This window comes from Kribbella sp. NPDC043289, from assembly GCF_056436705.1.
Genome location: NZ_JBWKCB010000002.1, coordinates 138,559 through 153,377, shown reverse-complemented (window position 1 = coordinate 153,377; position 14,819 = coordinate 138,559). Strand labels below are relative to the sequence as shown.

Genomic DNA, 14,819 nt, shown 5'->3' with positions numbered 1-14,819 from the left:
GGCTCCTTCGGGCGCCTGTGGGCGTGTTGGGGGCGTGTCGGGACCAGGTCGGGTCTGGCCGGGGTCTGCGCAGCGTACCCGTCGAGGTTGTCCACAGGTTCGGATTCGGGCGTTCGGCGGAGGCCGATCCTCGTACCTTCTCTGCCGACTTCTGCAGCCGCTGCCGATCAGGGAGGCCCGCGATGACCCTCGACGTCCCCACCGAACATGCCCAAGGCAACAACTCCGGCCACGCCGATCCGGAGTTCACTCCACTCTCCCGGCGCCAGGCGATGTGGCTCGTGCGACTCGCGCTGGCCACGGCGGCCGACCTCGGCCTCGCCGTCACCTACCAGGGCGGAGCGGCACTGGTGCCGAGCGATCCGTCCGCGAGCGGGCCGGTGCTCGGGTTGAGCAATCTCGCCCGCATCCTGGCCAGGTTCGGCGAGGATCGCTGGCCGGAGCTGATCGCGGAGCATTTCGGTCACCTCGTCGAGCAACTCAGCGCGGGCCCGGTGCCGCCGCCTGCCGATCCTGAGCGGGAGCTGATCCAACGACTCGTGCCCCGCGAGTCACTGCCGCCGGACTGGACGGCGGACCGTCCCGACTTCGTGCCCGGCCTACTGTCCGTCCCGTCCACGGCTGACGACGGCATCGTGACGATGTTCCTCGAGCCCGCCGACCTGGGGCTGACCTGGTCGGATGCCGAGTGCTTCGGGCTGGCGAACCTCCGCCGCCTCGAGGACCACGTGGAGTCCGTCGACCACGACGACCTACGCGTCACCTTCGTCACCGGTTCAGCCTTCGCTGCCTCCCGTGCGCTCGTGCTCGACACCGTGCTCCGCGACTCGCTCCACGTGGAGCACGCGCCGTACGGCGTACTCGCCGCCGTCCCGGCCCGGGACACCCTGCTGCTGCACGTGATCGAGGACCTCTCGGTCATCCCGGCCCTCGGCCTCCTCCTGAACGTCGCAGCCCGCTGCCACTCCCGCGACCCCGGCCCCCTGTCGCCGGACGTCTACCTCGTGACCCCGGACTTCCGCTGGCACCCGGCGACGACCGTGTCCCTCGACCACGCACCGTTGCGCCTCTCCCACGAACTCGAGTCCCTCACAAAGATCCTCGCCACCCGAGAGGCAGCCCGGTGACAACAGATGCGGTGCCAAGAGGCGCGGTGGCGACTCGCGCGGTGATGGCAGGCGCTGCGCCGACCCGTGCGGCGCCGACTCGTGCGGTGGCCACTGGTGCGGTGCCGACACGTGGGGTGACGACAGGCGCGGGTGACAACAGGTGCTGTGGTGACAGGTGCTGTGAGCAACTATTCGGGAGGTGTGAAGTGGCCGGGCCAGTCCGAGTAGCGGATGCGGGAGATCGAGCGGACCTCGCCGAGGGTCGTCCACTCGTCCTTGCCGAGCCGGGCGAGCGGGCGGAGCCGGCGGATCTCCGGGTGGTCACCGTCCAGGACGGCGGCGTCGACGGCGATGTGCCGGACCTGCCCGATCACGAGCGTGCAGTCGCCGAGCTCGATCGTGGTGTGCAGCGTGCACTCGATCGCCACCGGCGACTCCGCGACCCGCGGTACGGCGACCGTTCGGGACGGTTCGGTGGTGACGCCGATTGCCGCGAACTCCGAGACCTCGGGCGGGAAGTTCGTCCCGGAAGCGTTCACCTGCTCGTACAGCGGCTCCGCAGCGAAGTTCACCACGAACTCACCGGTCGCCTCGACGTTGTTCAGGCTGTCCTTGCGCCCGACCGAGGTGAACTGCACCATCGGCGGCTGCACGCTGGCCACGGTGAAGAACGAGTGTGGCGCGAGGTTCAGCACGCCGGCGGCCGATCGGCTCGACACCCACGCGATCGGTCGCGGCACGACCACCGAGTTCAGCAGCGCGTAGAACTCCCGTCGCCCGACGCTGTCCGGATTCACATCGACACGCACGCCCGCAGTACATCAAACTCGTGGAGCGCCGCCATCAGCCGCCTCGCGGATCCGGCCGGCGTTTCCTACGTACCCAGCGTTCGACGGAGAGATGGTTTGGGCGAGCAGTACGACTTCCTGGACCAGGCGATCGCTGTGGCCAAGCGGCACGGCGTCGATCCCGGGCAGGTGAGCGAGGTCGCCGGCGGGGTCGCCAACCGCGCGTTCGTGCTCGGCGAGGAGCTGTTCCTGCGGGTGTCGCGGCCGGGATACGAGGCCGATCTGCTGAAGGAGACCCACGTCGTACCAGCCGCCCGTTCCGTCGGGGTACTGACCCCGGCGATCATCGAGTACGACGACAGCAGGCGCCTCGTCGACTCGCGATACGTGGTGATGGAGCGCGTACACGGCACCGAGCCCACCGACGCACCAACCGGGCTGGCCGAACAACTCGCCCGACTGCACCAGATCGAGCGGAAGCCGGCAGCGGACGGCAGGGCTCGGCGCCCAGCGGAGATCCCAGGACCGGCAGCAGACGGCGGTGCCCGGCTCGCGGCGGAGATCCCGGGGGTGCCGGAGGACGGCTGGGGTGATCCTTGGCGGACGGTCGACGAGCTGGCGACCGGTGGGTATGTGGATGCGGGGACGGCGAAGTGGCTGAGCGGATGGTTCAGTCGGCTCGCGGAGCGGATCGACGACAGCGAGCCGAAGGTGCTGATCCACGGGGACGTTGCCGGCCACAACCTTCTCGCCGGACCGGCGAACGAGCTCCGCGCGTTGATCGACTGGGGTGACGCCGCGTGGGCGCCGCGCGCGATGGAGTTCGCCAAGCTGCCGCTGATCCAGGTCGCCGGGCTCGTCCCGGAGTACGTCGGGCACGCAGCGTCACGCGAGTCGGAGGAGCAGCTGTGCGCCGCTGTCCTCTGGTTCCACCTCGCCTGGGCCGTCGGGAAGGTCACCGCCGACCCGTGGCCCGGTCAGCGGCACTGGACGGCCCCGCCCGCCAGCCGGCTGCTCAGCATCCTGCACTTCTTCACCACCAACCCGCCGGCGCCCTGGTCCGGCCTCACCTAGCGAGCCGGCGATCTCACCCGAACCGGGGATCACGCTCGAGCCGGGGACCGCACCCGAGCCGGGATCTCGCCCAAGCCGGGATCTCGCTCGAGCTGGGGATCTCACCCGGGGCCGGGTGATCTCGCCCCGGGCCGGGCATCTCACCCGAGCCGGGAACCTCGCCCGAGCCGGGAACCTCGCTCGGGCCGGGGATGCCGACCGCGCCCCGGATCAAGAAGGTCAGGCTCTTGGTGTCAGTGCTGGGGTTTCTGCTGGAAAACAAGGGGGTTTGCACTTGTTGTGACATGCGGCAGACTGGGGTTCCGTGACTGATTATGTGGCGGCTGAGAACCGGTACGACGACCAGATGAGCTACCGGCGGACCGGGCGGAGCGGGCTGAAACTGCCGGCGATCTCGCTCGGGCTGTGGCACAACTTCGGCGACGACAAGCCGTTCGCGACGCAGCGCGACATCCTGCGGCGGGCGTTCGACCTCGGCGTCACGCACTTCGACCTGGCGAACAACTACGGCCCGCCGTACGGGTCGGCCGAGACGAACTTCGGGACGCACTTCGCGCGCGATTTCAAGCCGTACCGCGACGAGCTGATCATCTCGAGCAAGGCCGGGTACGACATGTGGCCGGGCCCGTACGGTCAGGGCGGCGGCTCGCGGAAGTACGTGCTCGCCTCGCTCGACCAGTCGCTGAGCCGGATGGGCCTGGACTACGTCGACATCTTCTACTCGCACCGTTTCGACCCCGACACCCCGCTCGAGGAGACGATGGGTGCGCTCGACACGGCGGTCCGCTCGGGCAAGGCGCTGTACGCCGGCATCTCGTCGTACTCCGCCGATCGGACCCGGGAGGCGGCGCGGATCCTGGCGGAGATGGGTACGCCGCTGCTCATCCACCAGCCGTCGTACTCGATGCTGAACCGGTGGATCGAGGAGGACCTGCTGGACGCCGTCGGTGACCTCGGCGTCGGCGTGATCGCGTTCTCGCCGCTGGCGCAGGGCGTGCTCACCAACCGGTACCTGGACGGCAGCATCCCGGCCGACTCGCGGGCCGCGCAGGGCAAGTCGCTGAACCCGGACTCGCTCACCGAGGACACCCTCAAGCACGTCCGCGCGCTGGCCGAGATCGCGAAGCAGCGCGGCCAGTCCGTGGCGCAGCTTGCGCTCGCCTGGACGCTGCGCGACGACCGCGTGACCAGCGCGCTGATCGGCGCCTCCAGCGTCGCCCAGCTCGAGGACAACCTGGCCACGGTCCGGAACCTGAAGTTCTCCGAGGAGGAGCTCGAGGCCATCGACGCCGACGCGGTCGAGGCCGGGATCAACCTCTGGAAGAAGAGCTCGGACAGCTGACCCGCACGCACCCGCCGTTCTGAGGCGCCCGCCACGACCTGTGGCGGGCGCCTCCGCGTCTGCGGGGCCATGACCGCCTGCGGGGCCATGACCGTCTGCGGGCTATGACCGGAGGATTACGGAGCGCGGTGAGGTGGTTGCGGACCGCCCGGGATGGGCACACGCTGGGAATAACCCCAGGAGGTGGTTGCCATGACCGCTTCGACGCTCGAACTGGCCCTGACTTACGAACACGCCCGGATCCGCGAGCTGGCCGGGCCGGCGCACCACCCGGATGCCGTGCATCCCGCTCAGCGGCATCAGACCGACTGGTTCTACGCCATCGCCGCGCAGCACCTGGCCGCCGCGGAAGACGTGCTCCTCCCGCACGTCCGGCACCTCCCCGACGGCGAGTTCCTGGTCACCAGGTACGTCGGCAACGCCAAGGAACTGGAACGCCTGCTGCGCTACCTCAAGGGACGGCAGTACGGCGACAGCAGGTTCCTGCATCTCCATCACGCCGACCTGTGGCAGCACATCGACAAGCTGCTCGCCGAGCACGAGACGATGGAAGCGGCGTACAGCCGGGACATCTCCGAGCAGCTCGACGGCTCCGACGTGAACGCGCTGACCGAGGACCTGCTGGAGGCCGAGGAGATCGCGCCGACCCGCACGCACCCGTCCTCACCGCACACCGGCATGGCCGGTCGGATGGCGCACCGGATGTGGCGGATGGCCGACAACGCCTGGGACAGCGCCGAGGGACGCGTCGTACCGATCAAGTACCACGCGCACCCGAAGCGGGACTCCGCACTGTCGCACTACCTGTACGGCACCCCGATGCCGCGCGAGGAGGAACCGCACTAGACAAGGACTCGGCCCCGGCGGATGCCTCCGCCGGGGCCGGGCCCGTTCTGCCGGCTCTCACTGCGCCTGGATGTGGGGCCGGCGTGGGTCCCGCCGCCGCTGCGCCTGGTGTGCGGAGGCGGGCCCTTCGTCCTCCCCCGCTGCGCCTGGTGTGCGAGAGAGGACGGTCTGGGTGCTGGTCACCGATCGGCCCGTTTACCCGGTACCCATGCGATAACCCTGTCGATCAGCGCAAGCCGTCGATCGCCTTCTTCGCGCCCGGGTGCAACGGCACCGGATCGGTCTGGTCGGCATTCTCCAGCGTGATGCCCTTCGCGGCCGCGTTCACCGCGACCAGAGCGTCCTTGTTGTCGTAGATGGTCTTCGTCAACTGCTCCGCCAGCTCGTCCTTCATGTCCTTGCGGACCAGCAGGACGTTCGGCACGACGATCGTCGCGACATCGGCCGGCTGCTTGTACGTCGCCGCCGGGATCGGTGCCTGGGCATAGATCGTGCCGTACCTCTCCTGCATTTTGGGCAGCAGATCGGCGAGCGGCAAGAGTTTCACGCCCTTGCCCATGCTGGTGACCAGGTCGGTGATGCCGCCGGTCGGCAGCCCGCCGGACCAGACCAGCGCGTCGATCGAGCCGGACTTCATCGCGTCCACCGACTCCGGCAGCCCGAGCCGCTGCGCCGTCACGTCCTTCGCCGGGTCCAGTCCCGCCGACTCGAGCAGCCGGTGCGCGATCACCTCGGTGCCGGAGTTCGGCGAACCGGTCGAGACCCGTTTGCCCTTCAGGTCCGCGATCGAGTTGATCCCGGCGGACGTCCGGACCGCGACCTGCGTGTAGTTGTTGTACAGCCGGGTCAGCGCCACCACGTCCTGCTTCGCCTTGAAGCTGTTCTCACCCTTGACCGCGTCCGAGGCCGAGTCGCCGAGCGAGAACGCGATGTCGTAGTTGCCCGCGACCAGTCCTTGGATGTTCTGCACCGAGGCACCGGTCTCGCTGGCCGTCGCGCGGTACCCGGAGACCTTCTGCGAGATCACCGAGGCCAGCGCGCCGCCGAGCTGGTAGTACACGCCGGTCGTGTTGCCGGTGGCGATCGTCAGCCGGCCACCGGAGGCCGATCCGGATCCGGACGGTTCGCGCTGACCACCACAGGCGGTCAGGGCGGCGACGGCGACGAGCGCCACCGCGGCGGTCGGGAGGCGACGGAATCTCATCCAGCGGTTCCTTCCTCGGCAACGGTCTGGCGTTGCCGCCGGACCAGGTTGATGACGACGGCGACAAGTAGCAAACAGATTCCGGCCGTGATGGTTACGGGCGCGAGGTAGAGCAGCAACGCGGCGGCCGGTACGCAGACCGCGCGTTCGACCCAGGTCGCCCGGACGAAGACCCAGCCACCGGTCACCACGGCGAGCGCGGCGACGGCCAGCATCGACACCAGCGTCGTCCACACCATCCCGACGAACGATCCCTGACCGAGCAGGTGCGACCCGTTGTCGGTGAGCACGAACGCGAACGGCACCAGGAACGCGGGCAGCGTGTACTTCCACGCTTGCCACATCGTCGGCATCACCTTGCCACCAGTGATCGCGGCAGTCGCGACCGCGGCCAGCGCGGTCGGCGGCGACACCTCGGACAGCACGGCGTAGTAGAAGATGAACATGTACGCCTCGGGCTGCGTGACCCCGAGGTTCACCAGCGCCGGCGAGATGATCACCGCCGCGATGATGAACGAGGCGGTCACCGGCACCGCGAGTCCGAGGATCAGCACCGCGAGCGCGGACAGCACCACGGTCAGGATCAGCACCACGGTGTGGTTGTCGGTCAGCCCCTTCGCCGCGTTGACGATGATCTCGGCGAGGTTCAGCCCGAGCCCGGTCTGCGTGGTGACCGCGACGATCACGCCCGCGGTCGCGCAGGTCGCGGCCACCGGCAGCACCGAACGGGTGCCCTGGGCAAGCGCCTTGAACAGCGGCCGGCCGGTCAGCCGGTGCTCCTTGTCCAGGAACGACAGACCGAACTGGATGATCACCGCGTAGACGACGGCCTTGAACGGCGGTACGTCGACCGCCATGAACGCGATGATCACGAACAGCGAGAGGAAGTGGTACCCGAACCGCACGAACAACCGCCACGCGGACTGCTGCGAGGTCTCCGCCGACGTCGTCCCGTGCTTGCGGGCGTCGATCTCGATCGCGAGCAGGATCCCGAGGTAGTAGAGGATCGTCGGGATCACCGCGAACCCGAGGACCTTCAGGTACGACACCTGCAGGAACTCCGCGATGATGAACGCAGCCGCGCCGAGCGTCGGCGGCGACAGGATCGCCCCGATCCCGGACGCGGCAAGCATTCCGCCTGCCGGTTCGGGCGGATAGCCTGCGCGGCGCAGGATCGGCCACGACACGGTGCCGAGCGACACCGCGGTCGCCGTACCGGATCCCGACACGCTGCCGAGCAGGAAGCCCGCCAGCGTGACCGTCCGGCCGGGCGCCGTACGGCTGCGTTTGAAGGCCGCGAACGACAGTTCGATGAAGAACTTGCCGGCGCCCGAGTAGTCGAGCACCGCGCCGTAGATGGTGAACAGCACGATGTACGACGCCGCAACGCTCAACGGTGTCCCGTAGAACCCCGCCGTACCCATCGTGAACTGGGCGATGATCGCGTCGAAGTTGAACCCTTGGTGGGCCAGCGACCAGGTGTAGGGCAGGTAGCCGCCGTAGTACGCGTACGCGATGAACACCAGGCTGAACACCGGCAAGACCCAGCCAGTGGTGCGACGGCATGCCTCGAGCAGCAGGACGAGCAGGATCGCCCCCGCGACGACGTCCAACGCGGTCGGGGCCTGCCGGCGCTCGAGAAAGCCGTCGAAGTCGAACAGCGGGTAGACGCACACCGCCAGCGCGAGCGCGGCGAGGACCCAGTCGAGGACGCCCGGATCGTCATGGGCGCGCCGGCGGCCCGGGATACCGCGATAGCACAGCAAGGTGATCGGCAGAACCGCTGCGAGAAAGATCACCAGGTAGAACTGGGTGCCTTGTGGTAATGGGAAAAACACCTGCGCGAGGACGCCGACGCTGATGATTGCGCACCAGACCGAAATCACCAGGTCCAGGGCAGGCCGAAGCCGCCGAGCGGGCCGTTCCTGCTCGTACTCGGCCAGCTCTTCCTCGGAGGGCGCGGCTGCACCACCCCCGCCATCAACACCCACAGTCATCTAGCGGTTCCCTCCTGTGTCCGGAAGGCTAATGATGCCGAACACTGGGTGGAGTCGTGTGATTACGTCTTTACCAAGATCTGACACATCTGGTCGTGACCTGGCCTACGATCACCGCATGAGTGGCGCGGTGCGGATTCTGCTGGTCGAGGACGATCTCGATATCGCCAATGCCCTGATACCCGCCTTGCGGCGCTACGGCCTGATGGTCACGCACGTCAGGACGGCCGCGGACGCCCTGGCGGCGGACCCCGGCGACCTGGTCCTGCTGGACCTCGGGCTGCCGGACGGGGACGGCATCAACGTGTGCCGGCAGATCCGTACGGTGTCCGACGTCCCGGTGATCGCGGTGACCGCGCGGGGCGAGGCGGCCGACCGGGTGCGCGGGCTGCGCAGCGGCGCCGACGACTACGTGGTGAAACCGTTCGCGATTTCCGAGCTGCTGGCCCGCATCGATGCTGTACTTCGTCGTACCGGTCTCCTCCAACCCCGCCCCCGGGTGACTGTCGGCGACCTGACCGTCGATATCGAGGCCCGGACGGTGCAGGTGGCGGACAAGCCCATCAGCCTGACCCGCAAGGAGTTCGACGTGCTCGCAGTGCTGGCCGCTCACCACGGCCGGGTGGTCCCCCGTGAACAGGTCGCGCTGTACGCCTGGCAGTCGGTCTTCGAGGCGTCCTCGCGCACCATGGACGTCCACGTCGCCAGCCTGCGGGCCAAGCTCGGCCGCCCCGAACTGGTGCAGACCATCCGCGGCGTCGGCTACCGCCTCGGTTCGGACTGACCGTTGCGCCGTCGACTACTGCAGCCCCTCGTCCCGATGGTCGTCGCCCTGGCGATCGTCGCCGTGATCCCGCTGGCGAACTTCATCGCCACGAGTACGTCGCGAACCCTCTTCCTGTCCCGCAGCAACGACGCGGACTGGTTCGCCACGATGGCGGAGTCCCCGTTGCAGACCGGCGACATCGCGAACCTGCGTGAGCTCGCGGTCCGGTACCAGGAGCTCTACAACACCCCTGTCTTCGTCGTCGACGTCGACTCCCGCGTCATCGCCACCTCGGTGTCCGGTGTCGACGTCAAGGAAGAGGACATCGCCGCGGCCCTGCACAGCACGCTGGCCGGCCGGCTGCCACCCGAGCCGCCGGCGCTGTGGCCGTGGCGCTCGGGCGAGATGATCGTCTCCCGCCCGGTCGTGAACAACGGCAGCGTGCTCGGTGCCGCCGTACTGCGGGTGCCGACGGACAGCGCCCGCGACCAGGTGCAGCGGGGCCTACTGCTGCTGCTGGGCGGCCTGCTGATCAGCATCGGCGCGATCATCGTCGGTATCGTCCGGCCGATCACCCGCTGGGTGCTGCGGCCGCTGCAGGACCTCGACAACGCCACCCACCAGATCACCCGCGGCGCCCTCGACACCCGGGTGTCGACCGACGGCCGCGCGCCGGAGCTGCGCCGGCTCGGCGACAGCTTCAACTCGATGGCGCTCAGCCTGCACCAGGCCCGGCAGCGTGAGCGGGAGTTCGTCGCGGACGCGTCGCACCAGCTGCGGACGCCGCTGACCTCGGCCCGGATCCACATCGAGGGCCTGTCCCGGCTGTCGCCGACCGCGCGGTTCGCGCTCAGCGACATCGACCGGCTGGGCCGGATCGTCCAGCGGCTGTCCCGGCTGGCCGGCTCGGACCGCCCGTCGGCCGATGCCGAAGGCAACGAAGCGCCGCTGGACCTCGCGCAGGCGGTCAAGGAGCGGCTGGTCGGCTGGAAGGCCGTGTACGCCGCCGACGACCTGGAGCTGATCATCGGCGAGATGGTCCCGGGTGGGGTCGCGCCCGAGCTCGAGGTCGACGACATCCTCGATGTACTGCTCGACAACGCGTCCAAGTACGGCGCGCCGCCGGTGGAGGTCTCGGTCACCCGGGACGGCACCGAAGTGGTGATGTCGGTGCGCGACCACGGTCTGGGACTCGGCTCGCGGGACCTGAAGAAGGTCGGCGAGCGGTTCTGGCGCAGCGCGCACCACCGGGAGATGCCGGGCACCGGTCTCGGGCTCGCGATCGTCCGCTCGGAGGCCGCGCGGGTCGGCGGCCGGGTGGTGGCCCGCCCACCGATCGGTGGCGGCCTGGTGATCGAGGTCCGCGTCCCGCTGATCGACGACTACGACGTCTGAGCGGCGGGTCCCCGGACCCGCTTCAGATGTGGTTCTGGCGGTACCAGCGTGCCGCCGCGGGGTGCAGCGGGACCGGCATCGTGGCGATCGCCGACCGCGGGTCCAGCGCACCCGCTTCCGGGTGGTCCTTGATCAGGTCGTTCTGCCGGCGGAACAGGGTGTTGACCGTCCACCAGGCCCACGAGTCCGACAACTTCGGCGTCGCGATCAGATAGTTCGGCACCGCCAGCGTCGGCACCGAGCTGGCCAGCCCGTACTGCGACGGCGGGATCGACGACACCACGAACCCGCCGAACTCCTTCAGCGCGATCTTCTGGGCCACGTTCCCGATGTCCAGCAACCGGAACCCGATCGTGCTCTGCAGCGCGGCGATCGGCTTGGTCGGGATGCCGCCGCTCCAGATGAACGCGTCGATCGCGCCACGGGTGGCGCCCTCCTTGGGGATCAGCGCGGCCACCGACTGCTCCAGCGTCAGGTTGACGCGTTTCACGTCCACCCCGGCGGTGTCCAGGATCCGGTCCGCGACGACCTGCGTCCCGGAGTGCGGCGGTCCGACGCTGACGACCATCTTCTGGCCGGTCTGGTCCTTCGGGTCCGGGTTCAGGTCCGAGAGGCTCTTCGCCTTCGACGCCATCGGGACCACGACGTGCACGTAGTTGTCGTACACCCGGGCCAGCGCGGTGAACTTCCGCGGTCCGTTGCTGAACGCGCCGCTGCCCTCGTACGCCGCCAGCGCGGTGTCCGACGTACAGAAGCCGAGGTCCGCGGCGCCGGCGGCGACCTTCACCAGGTTGTCCACCGAGCCGTTGCTGGCCACTGGCTTCAGCTCCATGCCCGTGACTTCGCTCACCAGCCCGCACAGCGCCGTACCGAACTCGTCGTAGACGCCGTTCAGGTTGCCGGTCACGAAGGTGCCGGCGGCGGCCGGAGCGGGCTCGTCGGCGCGGCCACGGGAGCAGCCGGGCAGCAGCAGGCCGGACGTCGCGGCGGCACCGAGACCGAGGATGCTGCGCCGCGTCATCCCGGTCGTCCGGGCAGGGGTCAGCAGGCGGGGGCGTTCCATGCAGGACAACCTAGACAACAACCGGGCCTCGGGGGTAGCCGCGCGGGCAGCCCGCAATCGAACCGCTACCCACAGGTAAGGCCCGGGATCATGGTGAAACTGCGTCTGGACGGGTGTGGGGTCGGTGTGACAGCGTTGTCATCCGTGCGGCCGTAGCGGCCGCGTGAGGAACCTTTCCCGGAGGATGATTTCGTGCACGACGACCGTCAACTCATCGAGGAGCGGCTCAAGCGCGCCCTGCGGGAGCGGCTCCGCCCCGCGATCTACGGCGCGGCCGTCCCGCTGGACATCGAGGTGTGGCACGCACCCGGTGAGCCGGTGTCCCCCGCCGAGGCCCTGTCCCAGACCTTCGAGAAGGCCGAGATCGGCCTGCCGTGGGGTCCGGCCTGGGGTACCGCGTGGTTCAAGTTCAGCGGCCAGGTGCCGGCCGAGTGGGCAGGTCGCGAGATCGAGGCCGTCATCGACCTCGGCTTCAGCGGCGGCCCGGGCTTCTCCGCCGAGGGCCTGGTGCACACCACCTCCGGCAAGCCGCTGAAGGGCCTGCACCCGCGGCAGACCTACGCCCCGCTGTCGATCCTCGGCCCGGACGGTACGGCGGCCACGCCGGGCGACCGGATCGAGTTCTACGTCGAGGGCGCGGCGAACCCGGAGATCCCGCTCGACAACGCCTACGCCAAGGTCGACATCGGCGCCAAGCTCGGTGAGACCCCGATCTACCAGCTCACCCGCGCCGACCTGGCGGTCTTCAACGCCGAGGTGTGGGACCTGATCCTGGACCTCGAGTCGCTCGACGGCCTGCAGAAGGAGCTGTCCCCGCAGGAGCCGCGCCGCCGCGAGATCCTCCGCGCGCTGAGCCGCGCGCTGGACGCCCTGGACTACGAGAACGTGGCCGGCACCGCCGCGGACGCCCGCGCGCAGCTGACCGACGTACTCAGCCGTCCGGCGCACGCCAGCGCGCACCAGCTGTCCGCGGTCGGGCACGCGCACATCGACTCGGCGTGGCTGTGGCCGCTGCGCGAGACCCGCCGCAAGGTGGCCCGCACGGTGTCGAACGTCGCCACCCTGGCCGAGGAGTACCCGGAGCTGGTCTTCGCGTTCTCGCAGGCCCAGCAGCACGCCTGGGTGAAGGACAACTACCCGGAGGTCTGGGAGCGGCTGAAGAAGGCCGTCGCCGAGGGCACCATCGTCCCGGTGGGCGGCATGTGGGTCGAGTCCGACACCAACCTGCCCGGCAGCGAGGCGCTGGCCCGGCAGTTCGTGCACGGCAAGAAGTTCTTCCTGGACGAGTACGGGATCGACACCCAGGAAGTCTGGCTGCCGGACTCGTTCGGCTACACCGCGGCGCTGCCGCAGCTGGTGAAGCTGTCCGGCTCGAAGTGGTTCCTGACCCAGAAGATCTCCTGGAACAAGGAGAACAAGTTCCCGCACCACACGTTCTGGTGGGAGGGTCTCGACGGCACCCGGGTGTTCACGCACTTCCCGCCGATCGACACCTACAACTCCGACCTGTCGGGTCGTGAGCTGGCGCACGCGCAGCGGAACTTCCAGGAGAACGGCGCCGCGACCCGCTCGCTGGTCCCGTTCGGGTACGGCGACGGCGGTGGCGGCCCCACCCGCGAGTTCGTCGCGACCGCCCGCCGAGTGGCGAACCTGGAGTCCTCGCCGAAGGTGACCATCGAGTCCCCGACCGAGTTCTTCAGCGCCGCCGAGGAGGAGTACAGCGAGCACGCGCCGGTCTGGTCCGGTGAGCTGTACCTGGAGATCCACCGGGCGACGTACACCTCGCAGGCCAAGACCAAGCAGGGCAACCGGCGCACCGAGCACCTGCTCCGCGAGGCCGAGCTGTGGAGCGCCGCGGCGGTCGTCGCGGGCAAGCTCGACGCCTACCCGTACGAGGACCTGGACCGGCTGTGGAAGGTGGCGCTGCTGCACCAGTTCCACGACATCCTGCCGGGCTCCTCGATCTCGTGGGTGCACCGCGAGGCGGAGCGGACGTACGCGAAGATCGCCGACGAACTGGACGCGATCATCTCCCGCGCACAGCAGGCGCTGGCCGGCGAGGGCTCGGAGCAGATCGTCTTCAACGCCGCGCCGCACGGCCGCAACGGCATCGCCGGTCTCGGCGCGGGCGTCGCGACCACCGCGGGCCAGGCGGTCACCGTCGAGAACGGCGTCATCGACAACGGCCTGATCCGGGTCACCATCGACGAGCGCGGTCTGATCACCTCGCTGTACGACGTCGAGGCGCAGCGCGAGGTCATCGCACCAGGTGCCGCGGGCAACCTTCTGCAGCTGCACGTGGACACCCCGAACCACTGGGACGCGTGGGACGTCGACTCGTTCTACAAGAACAACGTCCGCGACGTCACCGAGGTCGACAGCGTCGACTTCAGCACCGCTGACGACGAGGCGGTCGTGGTGGTGAAGCGGTCCTTCGGCCGGTCCACCGTCACGCAGACGCTGCGGGTGCTTCCGGGCACCAAGCGGGTCGACATCGAGACCGAGATGGACTGGCACGAGACCGAGAAGTTCCTCAAGGCGGCGTACCCGGTCGACGTGCACGCGGACCGTTCGGCGTCCGAGACGCAGTTCGGGCACATCTTCCGGCCGACCCACCAGAACACCTCGTGGGACGCGGCGAAGTTCGAGATCGCGGCGCACCGCTGGGTGCACGTCGCCGAGGCGGGGTACGGCGTGGCCGTGGTCAACGACTCGACGTACGGGCACGACATCAACCGGACCGCGCGCGAGGACGGTGGCACCACGACCACCATCCGCACGTCGCTGATCCGGGCGCCGCGGTTCCCCGACCCGCAGACCGACCAGGGCGTGCACGTGGTGAACCACGCGCTCGTCGTCGGTGCCGGGATCGGCGAGGCGATCGAGGAGGGCTACCGGATCAACCTGCCGGAGCGCCTCGTCACCGGTGCCGAGGGCGTCGCGCCGATCGTTGCTGTCGACAACGACAACGTGATCGTCGAGGCGCTGAAGCTGGCCGACGACCAGTCGGGTGACGTCGTCGTCCGCCTGTACGAGTCGAGCGGCGGCCGCTCCCGCGCCACCGTCACGCCGTCCTTCCAGGCGGCGTCGGTGACCGAGGTCGACCTGCTCGAGCGGCAGCTGGCCGACCGTGAGCTGACGGACAACGGTGTGAGCTTCGAGCTCCGGCCGTTCCAGATCCTGACGCTGCGGTTCAAGCGCTCCTGATACACCCACCGAGGACCTCGGACAGGCA

11 protein-coding genes are annotated in these 14,819 nt (G+C 69.3%); 7 read left to right on the top strand and 4 right to left on the bottom strand.

From position 1 onward, the window contains the following. Nucleotides 1-182 precede the first annotated feature (182 nt). Nucleotides 183-1,127 carry a DUF1444 domain-containing protein gene (locus AC0662_RS12565; protein ID WP_452204146.1) on the top strand — a complete coding sequence of 315 codons (945 nt, stop codon included), beginning with the start codon at nt 183-185 and terminating at the stop codon, nt 1,125-1,127. 170 nt (nt 1,128-1,297) lie between these two features. Here the strand turns inward: AC0662_RS12565 and AC0662_RS12560 are convergent, their stop codons facing one another. Continuing rightward, nucleotides 1,298-1,918 (bottom strand): flavin reductase family protein, encoded by a 621-nt coding sequence (locus AC0662_RS12560; RefSeq protein WP_452204147.1) that lies wholly within the window; start codon nt 1,916-1,918, stop codon nt 1,298-1,300. A 96-nt stretch (nt 1,919-2,014) separates the two neighbouring features. Here AC0662_RS12560 and AC0662_RS12555 point away from each other — a divergent pair, with 96 nt between their 5' ends. The 3 genes from AC0662_RS12555 (at nt 2,015) to AC0662_RS12545 (ending at nt 5,159) form a co-directional block, all read left to right on the top strand. After that, nucleotides 2,015-2,971, top strand: coding sequence for a phosphotransferase family protein (locus AC0662_RS12555; RefSeq protein WP_452204148.1), 957 nt, complete (start codon nt 2,015-2,017; stop codon nt 2,969-2,971). A 304-nt stretch (nt 2,972-3,275) separates the two neighbouring features. Beyond that, nucleotides 3,276-4,313 carry an L-glyceraldehyde 3-phosphate reductase gene (gene mgrA, locus AC0662_RS12550; protein ID WP_478300424.1) on the top strand — a complete coding sequence of 346 codons (1,038 nt, stop codon included), beginning with the start codon at nt 3,276-3,278 and terminating at the stop codon, nt 4,311-4,313. Nucleotides 4,314-4,505: 192 nt separating this feature from the next. Continuing rightward, on the top strand, nt 4,506-5,159 hold the full coding sequence (locus AC0662_RS12545) for a hypothetical protein (protein ID WP_452204150.1): 654 nt from the start codon (nt 4,506-4,508) through the stop codon (nt 5,157-5,159). Nucleotides 5,160-5,385: 226 nt separating this feature from the next. On the opposite strand, the gene AC0662_RS12540 is transcribed toward AC0662_RS12545, so the two are convergent. Both AC0662_RS12540 and AC0662_RS12535 read right to left on the bottom strand, forming a co-directional pair. Next, nucleotides 5,386-6,363 (bottom strand): TAXI family TRAP transporter solute-binding subunit, encoded by a 978-nt coding sequence (locus tag AC0662_RS12540; protein ID WP_478300422.1) that lies wholly within the window; start codon nt 6,361-6,363, stop codon nt 5,386-5,388. After that, nucleotides 6,360-8,360, bottom strand: a complete 2,001-nt coding sequence (locus AC0662_RS12535; protein WP_452204152.1) for a TRAP transporter permease — start codon at nt 8,358-8,360, stop codon at nt 6,360-6,362. The genes AC0662_RS12540 and AC0662_RS12535 overlap by 4 nt, the downstream gene beginning before the upstream one ends. A 118-nt stretch (nt 8,361-8,478) precedes the next feature. On the opposite strand from AC0662_RS12535, the gene AC0662_RS12530 reads away from it, so the two are divergent. Then, nucleotides 8,479-9,144, top strand: a complete 666-nt coding sequence (locus tag AC0662_RS12530) for a response regulator transcription factor (protein ID WP_012918592.1) — start codon at nt 8,479-8,481, stop codon at nt 9,142-9,144. Between the two features lie 36 nt (nt 9,145-9,180). Next, a complete protein-coding gene (locus AC0662_RS12525; RefSeq protein ID WP_478300418.1) occupies nt 9,181-10,521 on the top strand; it encodes a sensor histidine kinase in 1,341 nt (446 codons plus the stop codon). Between the two features lie 22 nt (nt 10,522-10,543). Here AC0662_RS12525 and AC0662_RS12520 read toward each other — a convergent pair whose 3' ends face one another. Continuing rightward, a complete protein-coding gene (locus AC0662_RS12520; protein ID WP_478300416.1) occupies nt 10,544-11,584 on the bottom strand; it encodes a TAXI family TRAP transporter solute-binding subunit in 1,041 nt (346 codons plus the stop codon). 192 nt (nt 11,585-11,776) lie between these two features. Here AC0662_RS12520 and AC0662_RS12515 point away from each other — a divergent pair, with 192 nt between their 5' ends. Beyond that, a complete protein-coding gene (locus AC0662_RS12515) occupies nt 11,777-14,791 on the top strand; it encodes an alpha-mannosidase (RefSeq protein ID WP_478300414.1) in 3,015 nt (1,004 codons plus the stop codon). Nucleotides 14,792-14,819 lie beyond the last annotated feature (28 nt).

Bases quoted from the DNA above. Each gene is read 5' to 3' on its own strand.
- AC0662_RS12565 (WP_452204146.1), top strand. From the start codon at position 183: ATGACCCTCGACGTCCCCACCGAACATGCCCAAGGCAACAACTCCGGC.
- AC0662_RS12545 (WP_452204150.1), top strand. From the start codon at position 4,506: ATGACCGCTTCGACGCTCGAACTGGCCCTGACTTACGAACACGCCCGG.
- AC0662_RS12540 (WP_478300422.1), bottom strand. From the start codon at position 6,363: ATGAGATTCCGTCGCCTCCCGACCGCCGCGGTGGCGCTCGTCGCCGTC.
- AC0662_RS12535 (WP_452204152.1), bottom strand. From the start codon at position 8,360: ATGACTGTGGGTGTTGATGGCGGGGGTGGTGCAGCCGCGCCCTCCGAG.
- AC0662_RS12530 (WP_012918592.1), top strand. From the start codon at position 8,479: ATGAGTGGCGCGGTGCGGATTCTGCTGGTCGAGGACGATCTCGATATC.
- AC0662_RS12525 (WP_478300418.1), top strand. From the start codon at position 9,181: ATGGTCGTCGCCCTGGCGATCGTCGCCGTGATCCCGCTGGCGAACTTC.
- AC0662_RS12520 (WP_478300416.1), bottom strand. From the start codon at position 11,584: ATGGAACGCCCCCGCCTGCTGACCCCTGCCCGGACGACCGGGATGACG.